This is a genomic window from Streptomyces sp. NPDC048484 (assembly GCF_040651415.1).
In the GTDB taxonomy this organism is placed as follows: Bacteria; Actinomycetota; Actinomycetes; order Streptomycetales; family Streptomycetaceae; genus Streptomyces.
This window is the reverse complement of record NZ_JBEZJY010000018.1, coordinates 147,129-166,089: the sequence shown is the minus strand read 5'-3', so window position 1 is coordinate 166,089 and position 18,961 is coordinate 147,129. Positions and strand designations below refer to the sequence as shown.

Annotated in this window: 14 protein-coding genes; 5 read left to right on the top strand and 9 right to left on the bottom strand. The window is 71.9% G+C overall.

Annotated elements, in window-relative coordinates:
* Positions 1 to 193 precede the first annotated feature (193 nt).
* A complete protein-coding gene (locus AB0D14_RS20000) occupies positions 194 to 1,063 on the top strand; it encodes an aminoglycoside phosphotransferase family protein (protein WP_362780706.1) in 870 nt (289 codons plus the stop codon).
* A 181-nt stretch (positions 1,064 to 1,244) separates the two neighbouring features.
* Here the strand turns inward: AB0D14_RS20000 and AB0D14_RS19995 are convergent, their stop codons facing one another.
* The 4 genes from AB0D14_RS19995 to AB0D14_RS19980 all read right to left on the bottom strand — a co-directional run bounded on the left by AB0D14_RS19995 (position 1,245) and on the right by AB0D14_RS19980 (position 5,781).
* Positions 1,245 to 1,967: a 3'-5' exonuclease gene (locus AB0D14_RS19995; protein ID WP_362780779.1), complete on the bottom strand. Its 723-nt coding sequence runs from the start codon at positions 1,965 to 1,967 to the stop codon at positions 1,245 to 1,247.
* A gap of 181 nt (positions 1,968 to 2,148) precedes the next feature.
* On the bottom strand, positions 2,149 to 3,381 hold the full coding sequence (locus tag AB0D14_RS19990) for an SAV2148 family HEPN domain-containing protein (protein WP_362780777.1): 1,233 nt from the start codon (positions 3,379 to 3,381) through the stop codon (positions 2,149 to 2,151).
* A gap of 102 nt (positions 3,382 to 3,483) precedes the next feature.
* On the bottom strand, positions 3,484 to 4,842 hold the full coding sequence (locus AB0D14_RS19985; RefSeq protein ID WP_362780703.1) for a copper amine oxidase: 1,359 nt from the start codon (positions 4,840 to 4,842) through the stop codon (positions 3,484 to 3,486).
* 117 nt (positions 4,843 to 4,959) lie between these two features.
* Complete coding sequence (locus AB0D14_RS19980; RefSeq protein ID WP_362780702.1) at positions 4,960 to 5,781, bottom strand: Tat pathway signal sequence domain protein; 822 nt, start codon at positions 5,779 to 5,781, stop codon at positions 4,960 to 4,962.
* A gap of 179 nt (positions 5,782 to 5,960) precedes the next feature.
* On the opposite strand from AB0D14_RS19980, the gene glgX reads away from it, so the two are divergent.
* The 3 genes from glgX to AB0D14_RS19965 all read left to right on the top strand — a co-directional run bounded on the left by glgX (position 5,961) and on the right by AB0D14_RS19965 (position 12,067).
* Positions 5,961 to 8,069 (top strand): glycogen debranching protein GlgX, encoded by a 2,109-nt coding sequence (gene glgX / locus AB0D14_RS19975; RefSeq protein WP_362780699.1) that lies wholly within the window; start codon positions 5,961 to 5,963, stop codon positions 8,067 to 8,069.
* Between the two features lie 124 nt (positions 8,070 to 8,193).
* On the top strand, positions 8,194 to 10,620 hold the full coding sequence (gene treY, locus AB0D14_RS19970) for a malto-oligosyltrehalose synthase (RefSeq protein WP_362780696.1): 2,427 nt from the start codon (positions 8,194 to 8,196) through the stop codon (positions 10,618 to 10,620).
* A gap of 196 nt (positions 10,621 to 10,816) precedes the next feature.
* On the top strand, positions 10,817 to 12,067 hold the full coding sequence (locus tag AB0D14_RS19965) for a M14 family zinc carboxypeptidase (protein ID WP_362780694.1): 1,251 nt from the start codon (positions 10,817 to 10,819) through the stop codon (positions 12,065 to 12,067).
* 87 nt (positions 12,068 to 12,154) lie between these two features.
* Here AB0D14_RS19965 and AB0D14_RS19960 read toward each other — a convergent pair whose 3' ends face one another.
* The 3 genes from AB0D14_RS19960 to AB0D14_RS19950 all read right to left on the bottom strand — a co-directional run bounded on the left by AB0D14_RS19960 (position 12,155) and on the right by AB0D14_RS19950 (position 14,707).
* Positions 12,155 to 12,589, bottom strand: a complete 435-nt coding sequence (locus tag AB0D14_RS19960) for an SSI family serine proteinase inhibitor (RefSeq protein WP_362780691.1) — start codon at positions 12,587 to 12,589, stop codon at positions 12,155 to 12,157.
* A 42-nt stretch (positions 12,590 to 12,631) separates the two neighbouring features.
* The gene (locus tag AB0D14_RS19955; RefSeq protein WP_362780689.1) at positions 12,632 to 14,059 is read right to left on the bottom strand and encodes a M14 family zinc carboxypeptidase; all 1,428 of its coding nucleotides are present in this window, start codon (positions 14,057 to 14,059) and stop codon (positions 12,632 to 12,634) included.
* Positions 14,060 to 14,149: 90 nt separating this feature from the next.
* Entirely contained in the window at positions 14,150 to 14,707 is a 558-nt protein-coding gene (locus tag AB0D14_RS19950; RefSeq protein ID WP_362780687.1) for a DUF1707 and FHA domain-containing protein, read from the bottom strand.
* A gap of 182 nt (positions 14,708 to 14,889) precedes the next feature.
* Here AB0D14_RS19950 and treZ point away from each other — a divergent pair, with 182 nt between their 5' ends.
* Positions 14,890 to 16,635 (top strand): malto-oligosyltrehalose trehalohydrolase, encoded by a 1,746-nt coding sequence (gene treZ, locus AB0D14_RS19945; RefSeq protein ID WP_362780686.1) that lies wholly within the window; start codon positions 14,890 to 14,892, stop codon positions 16,633 to 16,635.
* Between the two features lie 86 nt (positions 16,636 to 16,721).
* Here the strand turns inward: treZ and AB0D14_RS19940 are convergent, their stop codons facing one another.
* Entirely contained in the window at positions 16,722 to 17,663 is a 942-nt protein-coding gene (locus tag AB0D14_RS19940; protein ID WP_362780684.1) for an aminoglycoside phosphotransferase family protein, read from the bottom strand.
* 79 nt (positions 17,664 to 17,742) lie between these two features.
* On the bottom strand, positions 17,743 to 18,867 hold the full coding sequence (locus tag AB0D14_RS19935; RefSeq protein ID WP_362780682.1) for an aminopeptidase P family protein: 1,125 nt from the start codon (positions 18,865 to 18,867) through the stop codon (positions 17,743 to 17,745).
* Between the last annotated feature and the right edge of the window lie 94 nt (positions 18,868 to 18,961).

Below are 18,961 nucleotides of genomic sequence, written 5' to 3'. Positions count from 1 at the left end.
GGCCCCCGTCATCGTGCTGACCCGTCGACATGGCGTCAAGACAGCGCGCACGCCGCGCTGAACGCTCCCACCAGTGCGAATGTGACACCGGCCGACGTATGGCGTGATCTCGGCGTCTCTGGGCCGAGGCAGAATGTCGTGTGATGCCATGGGAGAGAACTGCGGGAGCCGAGGGCTTCACGGGAGGCGAGTGATGGACGAGGCACAGGCGCGGGACGTACTCGCCGAGGCGAAAATCGGCCGGGACGGCCGGGGCGGCCGGGACGCGGTGCTGCTCGCCCTGGGCGAGAACGCCGTCTTCGCCACCGGGGACCTGGTGGTCAAGGTGGGCCGCGACGCCGAACTCCTCGACCGGGCGCGGCGGGAGCTGGCCGTCGCGCTCTGGCTCGCCGAGGCGGGCGTCCCCGCGGTACGGCCCGCCGAGCCCGAGGCCCGGTTCGTGGCCGGTCACCCGGTGACGCTGTGGCACCGGCTTCCCGACCCCGTACGCCCGGCCGAACCGCGCGATCTGGCCGGCCTGCTGAGGGTGGTGCACGCCCTGCACGCCCCCGCCTTCACGCTGCCGCGCCGTGAACTGCTGGGCGGGGTGGAGCGGTGGCTGCGGCTCGCGGGTGACGTGATCGACCCGGCGGACGCGGACTTCCTGCGGGACCGGCGTGACGGCTTCGCCAAGGCCGCCGCCGCGCTCACACCGCGGTTGCCGCCGGGCCCGATCCACGGCGACGCGCTGCCCCGCAACGTGCATGTCGGCCCCGAAGGCCCGGTCCTGGTCGACCTGGAGACGTTCTCCGCCGACCTGCGCGAGCACGACCTGGTCGTGATGGCCCTGTCCCGCGACCGGTACGGGCTGCCCGCCGAGGCATACGACTCGTTCACGGGCACGTACGGCTGGGACGTGCGCGAGTGGGAGGGCTGCGGGGTGCTGCGCGGCGCGCGCGAGACGGCCAGTTGCGCCTGGGTCGCCCAGCACGCGCCGAGCAACCCGAAGGCGCTGGCGGAGTTCGAACGCCGGGTGGCCTCACTGCGGGACGGCGACGAAACGGTCCGCTGGTACCCGTTCTGAGCGCCCGGCCCGCGTTGTGGGGCGCCTCATCCCCCGCCGCGGATCGTCCCGGCCGCCCGGTGCAGTTCGGTGAGCACCGTGCGTACGGGCCTGCGCTCGGGGCCGCGCATCGAGCGCGTCGCGAGGCCCGCCGCGGTCTGACGCCGGCGCGGAGGCGGCCGGCAGCTCGGCTCGGACCCGCTCAGACCCGTTCGTCCGCCAGGTCCCGCACCGGCCAGGTCCCGTCCACCACGGCTTCGGCGTCCCCCTTGCGACGCAGGAAGCTCTGGAAGTCGGCCGCCCATTGCGCGTACCACTCGATCTGACGGTGGTGCAGCTGCGCCGGGCCGAGGGCGGCCACCTTGGGGTGGCGGACGGCTATCGCGGTGGCCAGGCGGGCCGCGGCCAGGGCGTCCGCCGAGGCGTCGTGGGCGGTGCCGAGCAGAACGCCGTACTCCGCGCAGACCGCTTCGAGATTCCGCTTGCCGCGGCGGTAGCGGTCCACGGAGCGGTCGATCGTGTACGGGTCGATGACCGGCGCGGGGTCGGCGCCGCCGAGCCGCTCACGCAGTGACGGCAGCCCGTACCGCCGTAGTTCGGCGGTGAGCAGGGTCAGGTCGAAGGCGGCGTTGTACGCCACGACCGGGACGCCCGTCTGCCAGTACGAGACGAGTACCGAGGCGATCGCGTCGGCCACCTGGTCGGCGGGCCTGCCCTCGGCCGCCGCCCTTTCGTTGCTGATCCCGTGCACCGCGACCGCGTCCGCCGGGATCTCGACGCCCGGGTCCGCGAGCCACTCGCGGTGCCCGGCCGGCTCCCCGTCCCGGACCTCTATCACCGCCCCGGTGACGATGCGCGCCTCGCGCGGATCGGTCCCGGTCGTTTCCAAGTCGAAGCCGATCAGCAACTCCCCGTGCCAGCCCATGCCGGCCCCCTTCATCGTGGTGCGTTCCCCCAGTGACCTCCACAATCGCATGGGCCACTGACAATCCGAGGACCGCGTTCCGCTTACCGGCCCCGGTCCGGTCCGGTCCGGTCGGGGAACGGCTCCCGGGGCCGGGCCGACCTGTCAGGAGCCGAGGATCCGTCGGGACCAGAGGGGTCTGTCAGGACACCGGCCGCGAGTCCGCCCAGGCCATCTCGAACTCCTCGCGATACGTTCCGAAAAGTCCTTCTTCGTCCGCCTCGTCCGGCTTCAGTACCCGGCTCCCGCCCCGCAGCACGAGCACGGGCGCCTCCATGCCGCGCGTCCGGCGCAGATACGACTGGACGACCGCCACGCCGTCCGAGCCGTCCCCGTCGACGAGGTACGCCGTGAAGCGGGGCGTCTCGTCGTAGACCTGGATCTCGAAGGCATCGGGGTCGCGCAGCCGGGCTCTGACCCGGCGCATGTGCAGGATGTTCATCTCGACGGAACGACTCAACTCGCCGCGCTTGATGCCCAGTTCACGTTCTCTTCGCTTGACCGCGCTGGACGCGGGGTTCAGGAACAGCAGCCGCGCCCGGCAGCCGGACTCGGCCAGCCGCACGAGCCGTCGTCCCGAGAAGTTCTGCACGAGGAGGTTCAGGCCGATACCGATCACGTCGAGGCGGCGGGCCCCGCCGAAGAGGTTCTCGGCGGGGAACTGCCGCAGCAGCCGCACCCGGTCCGAGTGCACGCCCACCACGTCCGCGTACCGGTCGCCGACCAGGTTCTCGACTGCGTCGACGGGCAGCCGGCGGGCGGACGGTACGTCGCTGCCGGCGCCGAGGATCTCCAGGAGCTTCGCGGAGGCGCGCTCGGCCTGGGCCAGGACGGCCTCGGACAGGGCCCTGTTCCGCGAGACGACGTTGCGGGTGACTTCCAGTTCGTCCAGAGCGAGTTCGACGTCCCGGCGCTCGTCGAAGTACGGCTCGAAGCACGGCCAGTGCTGCACCATCAGCTCGCGCAGCTGCGGCAACGTGAGGAAGCTCAGGACGTTGTCGTCGGCCGGGTCGAGCAGGTAGCCCTTGCGCCGGCTGACTTCCCGGACGGCGACAGCGCGCTGGACCCACTCCTGGCCGGCGGGTCCGGCGGCGGCGACCACCCAGTCGTCCTCGCCGTGCACGGGTTCGTAGATCGGGCGCAGAACAGCGGCCACGACCGCGCGCAGCCGCTGTTCGACCAGGTTCAGCCAGATGTAGGCACGCCCGGCTCGCTGGGCGCGCGTACGCACCTCACGCCAGGCGTCGGCGCCCCAGTCCAGCTCCGCGCCGATCTCCATCGGACGGGCGAGGGACACCGATCCGGGTGGGGCGTCTGCGGTGCTCCCCTCGTGACCACCGTCACCAGGGGGCAACTCCAGCCCTCCGGACCCCACCCGCACACCGCCTTCCGCTCCCCCGAGCACTCCCCCAGCCAACGATCAAGGAAGGGTACTCCGGGAGCGGCGGGCGGTGCAGCCGGATGGACAGGTCGTTTCTCAACTACCGTTTTGCTCTTGGCCGTTCTGATCGGCCAGCTCCGGCGGAGTGAGCGGATTCATAGCGGTGACGTCACGCGGGGCGATCGAGAAGCCCTGCCAGTGCACCGGCATGGGCTGCTGGTCCTCGTCCCGGGCGACATGGTGGAAACCAACGTTCACCCAGGCCACGGGGTGCGTGAGGGTCTGTCCGTTGATCCACTTGTCGACGGACTTGCCGCCTCCGGCACCGCAGTTGCGGATGTTGTTGCTGGCGAACTGTTCACACTTCTTGTACTGGGTGAAATAGACGTCGTGCTTGGTGAAGCTGCGGCCCGGATACTTGGAGCTGGCGCCCGGGACGAACTCGTACGAACGGGCGTGCTCGTCCTTGTTCTTTCCGGCCGTGCTGACGACGCGCCACCAGCGCATGTTCTTGGCGTCGCCCGCGAGTTCCTTGGTGACCTTCGTGCGGGTGGTCTTGTTGCTCGGGGCCTGGGCGCCCTGGGCCGGCGGGCTGACCTTGGAGTCGTACTGCTCGACCTTGCTCTTGGAGCTGCCGTCGAGGCCGAAGTTGAGCCGCCAGAAGACGTTGTGGCTGTGGCTGGTGGCGTACGACTTGGCGCCCTTGCCGATCGGCCAGCCGCGGCCGTCGCCGGCGTCGTAGTCACCGGGCGAAAGGCTGCCGGTGGCGCCGACGTTCATGTTGACCGTGCCGTCGTCCTGAAAGCGCCACTCGGTCATGTACTCGTACCAGCCGACCTGGTTGACGGTGTACACGAGCAGGTCCTTGCCCTGCTCCTGGAAGACCTTGCCCGCCGTGTCACCCTGCATGCGGTAGGCGTGGCCGCGCGAGCGGGTGGTGGTGCACAGGCCCTTGACGTCCGGGTGCTCCGGGTCCCAGGCGTCCGGGACCTTGACGGTCTTGATGGTGCCGCCGGGGCACTCGCCGGGAGCCATCTCCATGAGGCCCTGCCCGAAGCCGAAGCCCGTGAGGTCGTCGTACTCGACCGAGCCGTCGTCGTAGGGGACGTGGATCTGGGCGAGCTTCGCACTCGTCAGGACCCGTATCGGCTTGGTCTCGCCCTTGGGCTGGTACGAGACGTTCTCCAGGACGAGCCCGGCCTCGCTCTCGTAGTGCCAGCACATCGTCCAGGTGGTGCCGGTGGAGAGCTTCTGCTCGATCTTGTACGCCGCGCTGCATTCGGCGGCCGCCGCGGGCGCGGCCTTGGTCTGGGCGGCGGTCTGCGCGACGGCCGGTCCCGCGGCCGTCGCGGCGCCGACGGTCAGGGCGGCCACCGAGAGGCCCACCGCCGCCCGTCTGGGGGCACGGCTGATTCCCCGCGGCCGGAGACCGCTGAGCAATTGCGTTATGCGCATGAAGAAATGACTCCCTTGCACAAGCAGGAAAGTGGGAAAGGTGAAGTGAGGTCGTTGAGCCAATGAGTCGAGTCGATGAGTCGAGCCCATGAACGGAGGCCGGTGGACCGTAGAAACTCAGCCGATCTTGGCGACCTTGCGGGCACTGAGGTCGATCACCAGGTCACGGCTGTCGATCCAGGGCCCGTTCTTGACCTTCGCGAAGAGCCGCAGGCAGCGATGCTTGCCACAGTCGCTGACGGCGGCCGGCGTTCCGGTGGTCGCGCGGAAAACCATGCTGTTGAGCAGCAACTGGTCAGGAGTGGTCAGCTCTTTGCCCGTCGCGTCCTTGTAGTCGGCCTTCAGGCCGGCGCCCAGCGGGTCGGCGATCAGGAGCTGCGTGGCCTCGACGGTCTCGGCGCGGCTGAGCGGCGGCTGAACGCCGTGCTGGGTGTCGGTCGCCTCGACCTTGCCGGTGTCGAGGTTCACGGTCCTGGTGACGAGCGCGTCGTCCTTGTAGTCGTAGAACGACACGTCGGCGCGGCGCGGCGCGTTCGGGTCGTCCAGTTCGTTCAGCTCGGGCTCGGCGAGGTCGACGGTGATCCGCTGCGGCCCCTTGTCGCCCTCGACGTTCTCACCGGAGCGGAAGAGCTGACGGTCGAGGGCGAGCTTCTCGACGCGCTCGGTCTCGTCGTCGGTGAGCGGGTCGCGTCCCTTGCCCGTGTCGCCCTCGGCCGGGGCCTCCTCGACGACGCCGGGCTGTACGGCGGCCTTCCCCTGTCCCCCGGCCTGCCCTGCCTGGCCCGCCTGCTGGGCGGTCTGCTCGGTGCCCTGGCCCCCGGAGTCGTCCGCGCCCGCCGAGCCCGGCAGGGTGATTCCGATCATCACGGCGGTCCCCGCGACCGCTATGGCCGCACCCGCCACCACTTTGCCCAGATGGCGGTGCACTATTGTGCGCACATTTCCCCCTACTTCCCCTGCATCTCTAGGAGTCGCTCGAGTCCCACTGGTTCGGCATACCGCGTATGCACTGGTCGACCGGTAAGAGGGAGGTAAGTCCTAGGTGGTTCCATCAGTTTCGGGGACACTCGGGCGGGAGTCGCCCTCTACGGCGTCGCACAACTGGAAGAGTTGCATCCATGCAGGTCTGGCCTGGACAGGCGTACCCACTCGGTGCCACGTACGACGGCGCCGGCACGAATTTCGCGGTCTTCTCGGAGGCCGCGGACCGGATCGAGCTGTGTCTTCTCCACGACGACGGCTCGGAGACCGCGGCAGAGCTGCGTGAGACCGACGCGTTCGTACGGCACGCGTACCTCCCCGGCATCATGCCGGGCCAGCGGTACGGCTTCCGCGCGCACGGTCCGTACGAGCCGGAGCGGGGGCAGCGCTGCAACTCCGCGAAGCTGCTGCTCGACCCCTACGCGAAGGCCATAAGCGGCAGCATCGAATGGGGCGAGGAGGTGTACGGCTACCACTTCAAGTCACCGGGCAGGCGCAACGACCTGGACTCGGCGCCCCACACGATGAGCTCCGTGGTGGTGAACCCGTACTTCGACTGGGGCGACGACCGGCTCCCGCGCACCGAGTACCACCGCACCGTGCTCTACGAGGCCCATGTGAAGGGCTTGACGATGCGGCACCCGGGGCTGCCCGACGAGCTGCGCGGCACGTACGCGGCGCTCGCCCATCCGGCCGTCATCGAACACCTGACCAAACTGGGCGTCACGGCACTGGAGCTGATGCCCGTTCACCAGTTCGTGAACGACCACCGTCTGGTCGACATGGGCCTCAACAACTACTGGGGCTACAACACGATCGGGTTCTTCGCCCCCCACAACGCGTACGCGTCCTGGGGCGACCGCGGCCAGCAGGTCCTGGAGTTCAAGTCGGCCGTCCGGGCACTGCACGAGGCCGGCATCGAGGTCATCCTCGACGTGGTCTACAACCACACCGCCGAGGGCAACCACCTGGGGCCGACGCTGTCCTTCAAGGGGCTCGACAACGCCTCGTACTACCGGCTGACGGACGATCCCCGCTACTACATGGACACCACCGGCACGGGCAACTCCCTGCTCATGCGCTCCCCGCACGTGCTCCAGATGATCATGGACTCGCTGCGGTACTGGGTCACGGAGATGCACGTCGACGGGTTCCGCTTCGATCTGGCGGCGACCCTGGCCCGGCAGTTCCACGAGGTGGACCGGCTGTCGTCGTTCTTCGACCTGGTGCAGCAGGACCCGGTCGTCTCCCAGGTGAAGCTGATCGCCGAGCCCTGGGACGTCGGCGAGGGCGGTTACCAGGTGGGCAACTTCCCGCCGCTGTGGACCGAGTGGAACGGAAAGTACCGCGACACCGTACGGGACATGTGGCGGGGCGAGCCGCAGACGCTCGCGGAGTTCGCGTCCCGGCTGACCGGCTCCTCGGACCTCTACCAGGACGACGGGCGGCGCCCGCTGGCCTCCATCAACTTCGTCACCTGCCACGACGGGTTCACGATGCACGACCTGGTGTCGTACAACGAGAAGCACAACGACGCGAACGGTGAGGACAACCGCGACGGCGAGAGCCACAACCGGTCGTGGAACTGCGGGGCCGAGGGCGACACCGACGACCCGGAGGTCCTGGAGCTGCGGGCCCGGCAGATGCGCAACTTCACCGCGACCCTGCTGCTCTCGCAGGGCGTGCCGATGCTCAGTCACGGCGACGAGTTCGCACGTAGCCAGAGCGGCAACAACAACGCGTACTGCCAGGACACGGAGCTGTCCTGGGTGCCGTGGCCCGAGGACGGCAGCGAACTGCTGGAGTTCACACGCGCGATGGTGTGGCTGCGGCGCGAGCATCCGGTGTTCCGGCGGCGCCGGTTCTTCCACGGGCGGCCCGTGGAGGGCACCCACGACGAGCTGTCGGACATCGCCTGGTTCACGCCGGCCGGCGAGGAGATGATCCAGGACGACTGGGACTCCACGCAGGCGCGGGCGCTGTCGGTGTTCCTCAACGGCAACGCCATCTCGGAGCCGGGCCCGCGCGGTGAACGGATCAGCGACGACTCGTTCCTGATGCTGTTCAACGCCTCGCCGAAAACGCTGGACTTCGTGGTGCCGGTCGACCACGGACGGCAGTGGCAGGTGATCGTGGACACCGGCCGGCCCGGCGGCGTGGAGCCCGGCACAGGAGCAAAGGTCCAGGCGGGCGACAGCCTCTCCATGGTGGACCGAAGCATGATGGTCCTCCAGCGCCCGGCCTAGCCGGCCCGACAAGGCCTATGGTTCCCCGCGCCCCCCTCCAAGGGGGCGCGGGGAACTGCGCGCCCCGCGGGGCGAGTGCGTGTCGGATGACACGAAACGCCCCCAGCCGGGTACGTAAGGTGCCATGACACCTGAGCACCCGGGCCCGGTGGCCCAAGCCGCTCCGACCGCCACGTACCGCCTCCAACTCCAGCCGGAGTTCCCCTTCAGCTCGGCCGCGCGGGCCGTCCCGTACCTGGCCGGGCTCGGCGTCTCACATCTGCACCTGTCACCCGTCCTGGAGGCCGTACCGGGCTCGGGCCACGGCTACGACGTGGTCGATCCCGCGCGCGTACGCGACGAACTCGGCGGCGAGGAAGGCCTGCGCTCCCTGTCCCGCACCGCGCGCGAGCACGGCCTCGGGCTCGTGGTGGACATCGTGCCGAACCACATGGCGATGGCTCCCCGGCACAACCGCCCCCTGTGGGAGGTGCTGCGCGAGGGCCCCGACTCGCCGTACGCGCGCTGGTTCGACATCGACTGGCAGGCCCAGGGCGGGCGTGTGCTGCTGCCGGTGCTCGGACAGCCGGTGGGCGCGGAGACGGGCGACCTGGTGGTCGACGGGGACGTCCTGCGCTACCACGAGCACGCGTTCCCGTTGCGGGCCGGCACCGAGACGCTGGCACTGCCCGCTCTGCTGGACGCGCAGTGGTACCGCCTGGCCTGGTGGCGGCTGGCCCGTACCGAGCTGAACTACCGGCGGTTCTTCAGCATCTCGGAGCTGATCGGGGTGCGCGTCGAGGACCCGGAGGTGTTCACGGCCACCCACGCCAAGATTTTGGAGCTGCTGGACGAGGGGGTCGTCGACGGACTGCGGATCGACCACCCGGACGGCCTCGCCGACCCGGACGCGTATCTGCGCCGTCTGAACGAGGCGACGAGCGGGCGCTGGACGGTGGTGGAGAAGATCCTCGCGGACGGCGAGCAGCTGCCCGCCGCCTGGCCGGTCGCGGGCACCACCGGCTATGACGCGCTGCGGCACGTGGACGGCGTCTTCACGGACCCGGCGGGCTTCGGGGAACTCCTCGGCCTGTACCGGCGGTTCGCGGCTCCCCAGGCCGACCGCGGAGGTGTCTGGGAGGCGACCGTGCGGCGGGCCGCGTACAAGGTGATCCACCACGAACTGGCCGCCGAGGTCGGCCGGCTCACGCGCGAGGCGGACCGGCTGTGCCGCACGTCCGAGGACCCCGCGCTGCGCGACCGCGCCCCCTGGGCCCTGCGCACCGCCCTGCGGGAGCTCCTCGTCCGCCTGGAGGTCTACCGGCCGTACACCTCCGGGGACGCCGCGTCGGTCGTCACCGAGGAGGCCGCGGACGAGGCGAAGCAGGCCTTCAAGGTGCCCGAGGAGGCCCACGCCGTCGATCTCGTGCGCGACCTGGTGCTGGGCCGCGCCGGCGAGGGTCCCGAGTACGCGGCGTTCCGGGCCCGCTTCGCCCAGACCGCGTCGGCGCTGCGGGCCAAGTCCGTGGAGGACACCGCGTTCTACCGGTACGTTCCGCTGCTGTCGGCGACCGAGGTGGGCGGCGAGCCGGGGTCGCCCGCGGTGTCCCCGGAGGTCTTCCACGCGTACTGCGCGCGCGTGCAGCGCGACTGGCCCGCGACCGGCACCGTACTGTCCACGCACGACACGAAGCGCAGCGCCGACGTGCGGGCCGCGATCTCCGTACTCACCCAGGCCCCCTCGCGCTGGGCCGATCTGCTCGCCGAGGTGACCGGGCGGACTGCCGCCGAAGGCGTGGGCGCGCCGGACCCGCAGGTGGCCTGGGCCGCGTGGCAGACCGCCGTCGGGCTCGGTCCCGCGGCCGGGGAACGGCTGCGGGACGCACTTCTGAAGCACATCCGGGAGGCGGGCCTCGCCACGGCGTGGACCGAGCAGGATCCCGCGTACGAGGACGCCGTGGCGGCGTTCCTCAAGGCGGGCCCGTGCGGGGCGCCCGGCCGGCGTGTCTCCGAGTTCAGGAGGTCGCTGGAGCCGTACGTGCGGGCGAACGTCCTCGGGGCCGCGCTGGTCCATCTGACGATGCCGGGCGTGCCGGACCTCTACCAGGGCACGGAGTCCGAGTACCGGGCCCTGGTGGACCCGGACAACCGGCAGCCGGTGTCCTTCCCGCCGGGGGTTCCTTCGGGGGGCTCTCCGGGGGGCGCTTCGGAGGTCCCTTCGGGGGGCTTGGGCGGCCTGTCCGCCGAGAAGGCCACGCTCACGAAGGCCGCCCTGCGGCTGCGTCGGCGGCGCCCGGTGGTCTTCGGCGAGTCCGCCGCCTACGAGCCGCTGCCCGCGCGGGGGCAGGGGGCGGCGCACTGTCTGGCGTTCACGCGCTCCGGAGAGGTGATCACGGCCGTCACCCGGCTGTCGCTGCGTCTGGAGGAGGAGGGCGGCTGGCGCGACACGGAGCTGTCGCTGCCCGAGGGGCGATGGGCCGACCTGCTCGCCCCTGGACAGGAATTCACCGGGCACGCACGCGTGGAGGCGCTTTTCGGTCGGTTGCCCGTGGCGCTGCTGGAACGGGTGTGAGGCGGCTCAGCGCCGGGCGCCGACGGGCGGCGCCGGAGCGCCCACGCCTGCCGCGTCCGCTGTCCCGAGTGAATCGGCGACCCGGTCACCGCTGAGTGCTGCTGGGCGCTCCCCCGAGGCGCCCCCGCAGATACTTGACAGTTCATCCAGCCCGTGGAGTACTGCGGATTGCGACGTCGGGCGGACTAAGTCGGGGGTGAGTCTCCTGCCGGAGCTGCGCTACCCCACTGTCACCGAACTCGTCCGCGCCGCCCGGGCTCTGGCCGCCCACCGGCCGGGCCTGTGCTCTCTCAGACAGATCGGCGCCTCGCGCGCCGGCCGGCCCCTGCACCTGTTGTCCGTGGGCCACGCCGAGCGCTCGGTGCTGGTCGTCGCGGGCGCCCACGCCAACGAGCCCACCGGCGGCGCCACCCTGCTGGCACTGGCCGAACGGGTCCTGTACGAGCGGTCGCTGCGGGGCGACACCTCCTGGCACTTCCTGCTGTGCGCGGACCCGGACGGCGCCCGCCTCCATGTGACACCGGCGCCGCGCACTCTGCTCGACTACCACCTCGGCTTCTTCCGCCCCGCCGGGCCCGAGCAGCCCGAGTGGTCGCCTGCCGTGCTGCCGCCCGACCGGCTGCCGTCCGAGACCCTCGCCCTCATCCGGGTCATCGACGAGCTGCGCCCCTACCTCCAGGTGACGCTCCACGCCACCGACCTGGGCGGCAGCTGGGTGCAGCTCACGAAGGACATCCCGGGCCTCGCCGAGCCGTTCGCCAAGTCGGCGGCGGAACTGAACATCCCGGTCGAGACGGGCGCCTCGGACGCCGCCGGCTGGCCGGCCTCCGGGCCCGGGGTCCATGTGATGCCCCCGCCCGGCTCGGAGCTGGCGTACCCGAGCATGCCGGACGACGCCCGGCAGAGCACCTGGTACCGCGCCCACCTGTACGGCGGGCTGACCGCGGTCGTCGAGGTGCCGATGTGGGCGAGCGACCTGGTGGACGATCCCGCGCCGCACCCCGCTCCGGCGGCGGCGATGCGGCGCCTGGCCCACCGGCTCCTTCAGGACGGGCAGCAGGTCGAGACCATCCTCACCGAGGCACTGCCGCGTCTCCCCGGGCCCGAGGGGCCGCTGCTGCGCGCCGCCAAGTGGGCGCTGGAGCTGATCCCCGGGCTGGCCGGCGACTGGGGCCGGCCGCCGCCCCCGGGCACCACGATGGCGCACGTGGGCAGCGTGGACGCGTTCGGCCGCCGGCTCCCGCTGCGGGCCGCGGCGATGCTCCTGCGGGTCCTGCGGGAGGCCGACGACCGGACGGCGCCCCGCCTGGAGCACCTGGTCGTGTCCTGGAGCGAGGCCTTCACCGAACGCTTCCGGGCGCGCTGGGTGCCGCTGGAGCACCAGGTCGAGCACCAGAGCCGCACGGTGGTGGCCGCGGCACGGCGCGCCCGGGACCGGTCGGTGTGAGGCCCTTGAGGAACCGGCCCTCGCCGGCCCACACGGGCCCACACCGGTAGGTCCGGTCGGTCCGGTCCGTGCGGTCAGTCCGTCCGGTCAGTTCGGTCCGTGCGGCAGCGCGAACACCGCCCCCGTCCGCGCCGCCATCAGACAGGAGTTGGCGAACGTCTCCTTGTACGTGATCGCGTGGCCGCCCCATTCACCGCGCGCGGCGGCGGACACCGGCGCGTAGACCATCGGACAGAAGGTGTCCTTGAGCGGGATCCGGTCGACCTCACCGCGCGCGGCACGGAGTTCCCCGCAGGCCCGTACCGCCTGCTCGTGCCCCTGGGGCGGGTCGCAGAGCAGGAGCGTGCCACGGGTGGCGCCGGAGCCGCCGTCGCCCCGCGTGACCGACACGTAGAGCCAGTCGCCCTGGATCGACTCCGGGAGCGCCTGCGCCCGGGCCGGCACCGGCCCCGCCACGAGGAGTGCGCAGGCGGCCAGCAGACAGGCCCGTACCGCCACGGTCGCTTTCTGGTAGTTCGTCATTACCTGTTCATCGGCACACGAACCCCTCGGGCCCACCCCGACTCACTCGAACGGCACTTCGGCCCTCGTCGGAGGCGTGCCGACCGGACGCACCCCGGGATCCCGTGCGGGGCCCCGGTGCCGGGCCAGGTCGAACGCGGCGAGCACCACCCGCGCCTGGTACTCGGCCTGCCGCACCACCGGGATCCAGCGGGCCTCGTGGCCGTCGTGGTAATCCGCGCACCACATGTCGATGAGCCGGTCGAGGTCCGCCGTCGCGTCGTACGGGTCCTGTCCGGCCGCGGTTACCAGCTGGTGCAGCAGCCCCGCCGTGCGCAGCGCGATCCGGCGGGCGGAGATGCGCAGCGCGGTCAGCCGGGCCGTGGTGAGCGGCGGCAGCGTGCGGGCGTCGGTGTCGGCGTTCGCGGCCGGGCCGGTGTCGGGGTCCCAGGAGTCGGCGAGGCCCGGGCCGACCAGTACGTAGTCGTCGACGGGCGCGAGGAGCCGGTCCACGTCACCGGCCGCGCCCAGGTACGGGCGGATCCGGGCCAGCAGCCCCTCCAGCAGGGCCGCGTCCCGGCGCAGGATGCGAGTGACCTCCCTCAGCGCGTCCTCGGTGCCGACGGGTGTCGAGGGATCCTGCACGGCCGCCACGCCCCACATGGGTGCCTCGACGACCGCGGTCACTGTGCCGTACGGGTGCGGATGGAACCAGGTGGACTCGACCGCCGCCTCCGTGATGGCCGCGGTCAGGCCGCCTCGGCGCGGGCGCGGAGGCGGGGGCGGGATCCGGAAGACCGCCGGTCCCAGGGTGGGCCAGTACAGCGTGTCGTACGGCCCGAGTTCGAGCGGGATGTCCAGCCGGGTCGCGATGCGCGCCAGACGGGGCGCCATACCGGGCAGGTCGTGGGTGAGCTCGACGAAGCCGCCGCCCACGTCGACGCCGTGCAGGGAGCACTGGAGGAAGGGCCGCAGCTCGTCCTGGAGGGCGAGCAGGGCGCGGGTCTCCGGCAGGGCGGCCCCGGCCGCTCCGTCGGGCAGCCATTCCGGCTGCTCCATGAAGCCGGGACGGAAGAAGTTCCGGAAGTGGTGGCCGAGTGTGTACGGACCCGACAGCCAGCCCTCGTTGCGGCGTGAGCCGTCGGGGTCCAGGCACAGCAGCAGGTTCCAGGTCACGTCGGCGCCGTCGCACAGCCGGGGGTCGGCCAGTACCCGTTCGGCCAGCCGCAGGACGGTGGCGCCGCCGACCGGCTCGTTGGCGTGCGGGCCCGCGACGACGAGGACCTGTCGGCTGCCGTGTCCGACGGACAGGAGCCGCAGCGGAAGTCCGGCCCGGGAGGTGCCCACTCGGCGCAGTCGGGCGTCCCGAGGGTGGCGGTCCACGAGCGCGGCCGCCCGGACGCCCAGTTCGTCGACGGACAGGTAGCGGAGGAGTGGCGGCAGGGTCTTACCTCCGCGACGAGTGACCCTCAGCCCACTTGAAGCGGCCATCGGTTCACTTGGTGTGCATGGTGTAGCACAGTGAGTCACGATCAGGGAGGTACGTCAACACCGGTGCGGCGAACACTGCCTGTCACGGCCCTAGTCCGCCGCGAGCCGGAACGTCATCCGGCCGAAGCTGACCTGGTCGCCGACCTGGACGACGGCGGCGCTGATCACCCGGCGTCCGTTCACGGAGGTGCCGTTGGTCGAGCCGAGGTCGCGGAGCACCCACAGGCCGCCCTGGCGGGTGAGTTCGGCGTGCACCCGGGACACCGTCTCGTGGCTGAGCCGCAGGCCGCTGGCCGGGTCGCGGCCTATGCGCAACGGGTACGGGCTCTCGGGGCGGGGCAGCAGCAGCTTGGGGAGCCGCTCGGACTGCCAGGCCCTGCGCAGCCGCACGGTGAAACCGGAGGCCGCCTCGACCGTGCCGAACAGCAGCCGGGACCAGCGGCTCTCGGTGCGCAGGTCCGCGGTGAGCGCGGCGAGTTCGTCCGAGGTGTGGGCGGCGAACGCGAGCTCCATCCGCAGGACGAACGTGTCGTGCGAGAGCCTCCCCAGGGCGGCGCCCTCCCGCAGCGCCTTCAGCGTCCTGTCCCGCTCGGCGTCCGACAACCGCACGGGAGCGGGGTAGGTGTGGAACTCGGAGGACGACGTCACGCAGCTGATTGTCTGGCAGCACGGCCGGAGTGTCCAGAAAGCATGACACTTCAGTGGAGCGCGTACTTTCGGGTACGGCCGTTTTCCGTCGCCCGATCGAGCGGATCCGAAGGTGAATTGATCTCGTTGGGCGCACCATGGGACCGGCGAGGTCACGGTGAGCAGACGAGGGAGAACCGTCCGTGCAGTTCGAGGTGTGGGCACCACAGGCCGACCGCATGACGCTCCACTGCGCGGGGACCACGCGCGCGTTGGAGCCCGCTCCCGAGCGCGCGGGGTGGTGGACGGGAGAGGCGGAGGCGCGGGACGGCACGCGGTACGGGTTCGCGGTGGACGACGGTCCGGTACTGCCGGATCCCCGCTCGTACCGGCAGCCGGACGGACCGGACGGCCTGAGCGCGGTCGTTGACCAGGAGCGGTACGCCTGGCGTACCGAATGGGCGGGGCGCGGGCTGCCGGGCGCCGTGCTGTACGAGCTGCACGTGGGCACGTACACCCGCGAGGGCACTCTGGACGCGGCCGCCGAACGACTCGGGCATCTGGTGGAACTGGGGATCACCCATGTCGAGTTGATGCCCCTGTGCCCGTTCCCGGGGCGGCACGGCTGGGGGTACGAGGGGGTGTCGCTGTGGGCCGTGCACGAGCCGTACGGCGGGCCCGAGGCCCTGAAGCGCTTCGTCGACCGGGCGCACGAGCTGGGCCTCGGCGTCGTCCTGGACGTCGTGCACAACCACTTGGGGCCGTCCGGCAACTACTTGCCGGCCTTCGGGCCGTACTTCACGGACACGCACCACACCCCCTGGGGCTCGGCCGTGAACCTGGACGCGCCCGGTTCGGACGACGTGCGCGCGTTCCTCATCGGCAGCGCGCTCTCGTGGCTGCGCGACTACCGGATGGACGGGCTGCGCCTGGACGCGGTGCACGCGCTGTACGACACGCGCGCGTGCCACTTCCTTGAGGAGCTGTCGGCCGCCGTGGACGGGCTCTCCGGGGAGCTGGGCCGACCGCTGTTCCTCATCGCCGAGTCCGATCTGGGCGACCCGCGGCTGATCACGCCCCGGAAGGAGAACGGGCTCGGGCTGCACGCGCAGTGGAACGACGACTTCCACCACGCGCTGCACACCGCGCTGACCGGTGAGGCGCAGGGCTACTACGCGGACTTCGGCCGCGCCCCCCTCGCGGCGGTGGCGAAGACACTGACGGCGGGCTACTTCCACGACGGCACGTACTCGACCTTCCGGGGCCGGCGGCACGGCCGTCCGCTGGACCTCACGCGGGTCGCCGGGCACCGCCTGCTCGGTTACTCCCAGACCCACGACCAGATCGGCAACCGGGCCCTCGGGGACCGGCTCGCGTCCTCCCTCTCCCCCGGCCTGCTGGCCTGCGCGGCCGCTCTGACGCTCACCGGGCCGTTCACGCCGATGCTGTTCATGGGCGAGGAGTGGGCGGCGGGGACGCCCTGGCAGTTCTTCACGGACCACACGGATCCCGAGCTCGCGGAGGCCGTACGCCGGGGAAGGCGCCGGGAGTTCGCGCCGCACGGGTGGGCCGAGGAGGACATCCCGGACCCGCAGGACCCTGCCACCCGCGACCGGTCCTGTCTCGACTGGTCCGAGCCGGAGAGCGGGGTCCACGCGCGCGTGCTCGCCTGGTACCGCGAACTCATCGCTCTGCGGCACGCCCAGCCCGACCTCACGGACCCCGATCTCGCGGACGTCAAGGTCGCGTACGACGAGAACGCCCGCTGGCTCGCCTTCCGCCGCGGTGACGTCCGGGTCGCCGTGAACCTCGGCAAGGAGCGCGCGGCGATTCCCCTGGGCGCACGGCGGGCGCGCGTGCTGGCCGCGTGGGAGCCCGTGGAGCTCCCCGGCGCGGGCGGGCTGCTCGGCCTGCCGGGTGAGTCGTGCGTGGTGCTCATGCAGGAGTGATGGTCCTGGGGGGACGGTCCAGCGGTGGTGGTCCTGGGGTGGCGGTTCAGGGGCCGCGGTCCGTTCCCGCGTCTCCCCCGTCGCTGTCAGAGCGGCTCGTCCGTTCCGTCCCGGAACTCCGTTACCCGCTCCAGCAGGATCGCCTCCCAGGCGCGCCGCAGCTGGGCGCGCAGCAGCGGCAGGGGGCTGTCGTCGTGGTGGTGGAGGCGGCCGGCGAGGCGGGTCAGGGTGTCGCAGCGGGCGAGCCACAGGCCGCGCAGACAGGGACGGGCGCCGTAACCGGCGAGGGTGGCCGCGCGGACGGCCGCGGGGGCGCCGACGGCCAGGGCGAGGCCCGCGATGTCCTCGGTGGGGTCGCCGACCACGGCGTCGGTCCAGTCGAGGACGCCGCGGACGCGTCCGTCGCCGCTGACCACGAGGTGCTCGCCCTTGAGGTCGTGGTGGACGAGGAAGGCGGTGCCCGGCTGCGGGGCGAGCTGGACGACGGCGGGCGCGGTGAGCTGGTGGAGCCGGGCGGGGTCGAACTCGTCAGCGGCGGCCAGCTGATCGGCCGCGCGTTCGGCGGCGACTCGGAGCGCTTCGAGGGGCCGGGGGGTGGCGCGGGGCACGCCGAGCGCCTCGGCCTCGCGCCCCGGCACCTCACGCAGCCCGGTGAGCAGTCCCGCCAGGTCGGCCTCGCCGAGGGCGGAGACGTCCCGCGGTTCGACGGACCCGCCGGCGATCAGTGTGTCGAGTGTGTACGTCAGTCCGCTCGCCCATTCACCGTGCGCGATGCTCACCGGGACGGCGACGCCGATGTGGGGGCGTACCAGGTCGCGCAGCCGTAGTTCGCGCCACTGGCGCCGGGAGGCCTCGCGGTCCGGGGCGAGCCGCAGCACATGGTGTGCGCCGACGAACCAGGTGAGGTGCTCACCGCCTTCGGCGACAGGCGTGGTGGCGGGCGTGATGCGGGGCCTGCCGCCGTCCGGGAGCAGGGAGCGGACGAGGCGTCGTACGGTGTCCGCGGTGGGTGTCGCTGCCTGGGTCATGGTCGCGCCGTCCGACGTCGGGAGTCCGGGGTGCGGGATTGGGCCACCTGCTTTTCCGCCTGCTTTCCGCTGCGCGTGGTCAGTTCACGACGGCCATCTCCCGGGGAGTGTCGTTGAGGCGGCGTCCGCCGTCCTCGGTGACCGTCACGATGTCCTCGATGCGTACCCCGAAGCGGCCCGGCAGATAGATGCCGGGCTCCACGGAGAAGCACATCCCGGGCACGAGGGGCTGCTCCTCGCCCTCGATCATGTAGGGCGGTTCGTGGGTGGTGACGCCGATGCCGTGCCCGGTGCGGTGGATGAAGCGGTCGCCGTACCCGGCCTCGGTGATGTACGCGCGGGCGATCCGGTCGACGTCCTGGCAGGCGATACCGGGCCTGACGGCCTCGAACGCGGCCTGCTGAGCGGCGCGGACGATGTCGTGGACCCGCTGTTCCTCGGCGCTCGGTTCGCCGACGTGCACCGTGCGGGAGGTGTCGGAGCCGTAGCCGTGCTTCAGCCCGCCGAAGTCGAGGACGACAGTGTCGCCGTGTTCGATGACGCGGTCCCCCGCTTCGTGATGCGGATTGGCGCCGTTCGGACCCGAGCCGACGACCGTGAAGTCCACCTGTTCGTGCCCGAACCGCCGCAGCAGGCCGGCGAGGTCACCGGCCACGTCCGATTCGCGACGGCCCGCGAAGGCGACCTTCAGTATCTCCTCGTACGTGGCGTCGGCGGCGGCGCCCGCGGCCGACAGCCGCTCCAGTTCGGCGGAGTCCTTGACCGCCCGGAGCATCGGCAGTCCCGCACTGAGGGAGACGTACGAGGTGCCGGGCAGTTCCTTCTGGAGGCCCAGCAGGTGCAGCGCCCAGGCGTTGTCGCTGACACCGAAGCGGCCCGAGGCGTCGAGGAGCGGGGCCGTCGTGGTGTACGGGTCCTTGCCGTCGGTCCAGTCGCGCAGTGTCAGCGCGGGCGCGCCCACGGCCTTCTCGGCGTCCGGGGCCTCCAGGGTGGGCACGACGAGCACCGGGGCCTGTCCGGCGGCGAGCACCAGGAGGGTGAGCCGCTCGGTGGCGGCGGGCGGGGCGTAACCGGTGAGCCATACGAGGTCGGGTCCGGGCGCGACCAGCATTCCGGCGAGCCCTGCGTCGGCGGCGGCCCGTGCGGCGCGCTCCATGCGTGCCTCGTAGTCGTCGGCGGTGAAGGGCGCGGGCGTGCCGGTCATCCGGTCCTCCGTGGGTCAAAAGGGGTTACGGGCAGCATCCTGCCCGGACAGCGGGGGTGACGCGAGCCGGTCGGCGCTTCTTTCCCGATGGGCA

Coding starts and splice junctions, on each gene's coding strand:
- AB0D14_RS19955 (WP_362780689.1), bottom strand. CDS start 14,059: ATGGCCGCTTCAAGTGGGCTGAGGGTCACTCGTCGCGGAGGTAAGACC.
- AB0D14_RS19940 (WP_362780684.1), bottom strand. CDS start 17,663: ATGACCCAGGCAGCGACACCCACCGCGGACACCGTACGACGCCTCGTC.
- glgX (WP_362780699.1), top strand. CDS start 5,961: ATGCAGGTCTGGCCTGGACAGGCGTACCCACTCGGTGCCACGTACGAC.
- AB0D14_RS19935 (WP_362780682.1), bottom strand. CDS start 18,867: ATGACCGGCACGCCCGCGCCCTTCACCGCCGACGACTACGAGGCACGC.
- AB0D14_RS20000 (WP_362780706.1), top strand. CDS start 194: ATGGACGAGGCACAGGCGCGGGACGTACTCGCCGAGGCGAAAATCGGC.
- AB0D14_RS19960 (WP_362780691.1), bottom strand. CDS start 12,589: ATGACGAACTACCAGAAAGCGACCGTGGCGGTACGGGCCTGTCTGCTG.
- AB0D14_RS19985 (WP_362780703.1), bottom strand. CDS start 4,842: ATGCGCATAACGCAATTGCTCAGCGGTCTCCGGCCGCGGGGAATCAGC.
- AB0D14_RS19995 (WP_362780779.1), bottom strand. CDS start 1,967: ATGGGCTGGCACGGGGAGTTGCTGATCGGCTTCGACTTGGAAACGACC.
- treY (WP_362780696.1), top strand. CDS start 8,194: ATGACACCTGAGCACCCGGGCCCGGTGGCCCAAGCCGCTCCGACCGCC.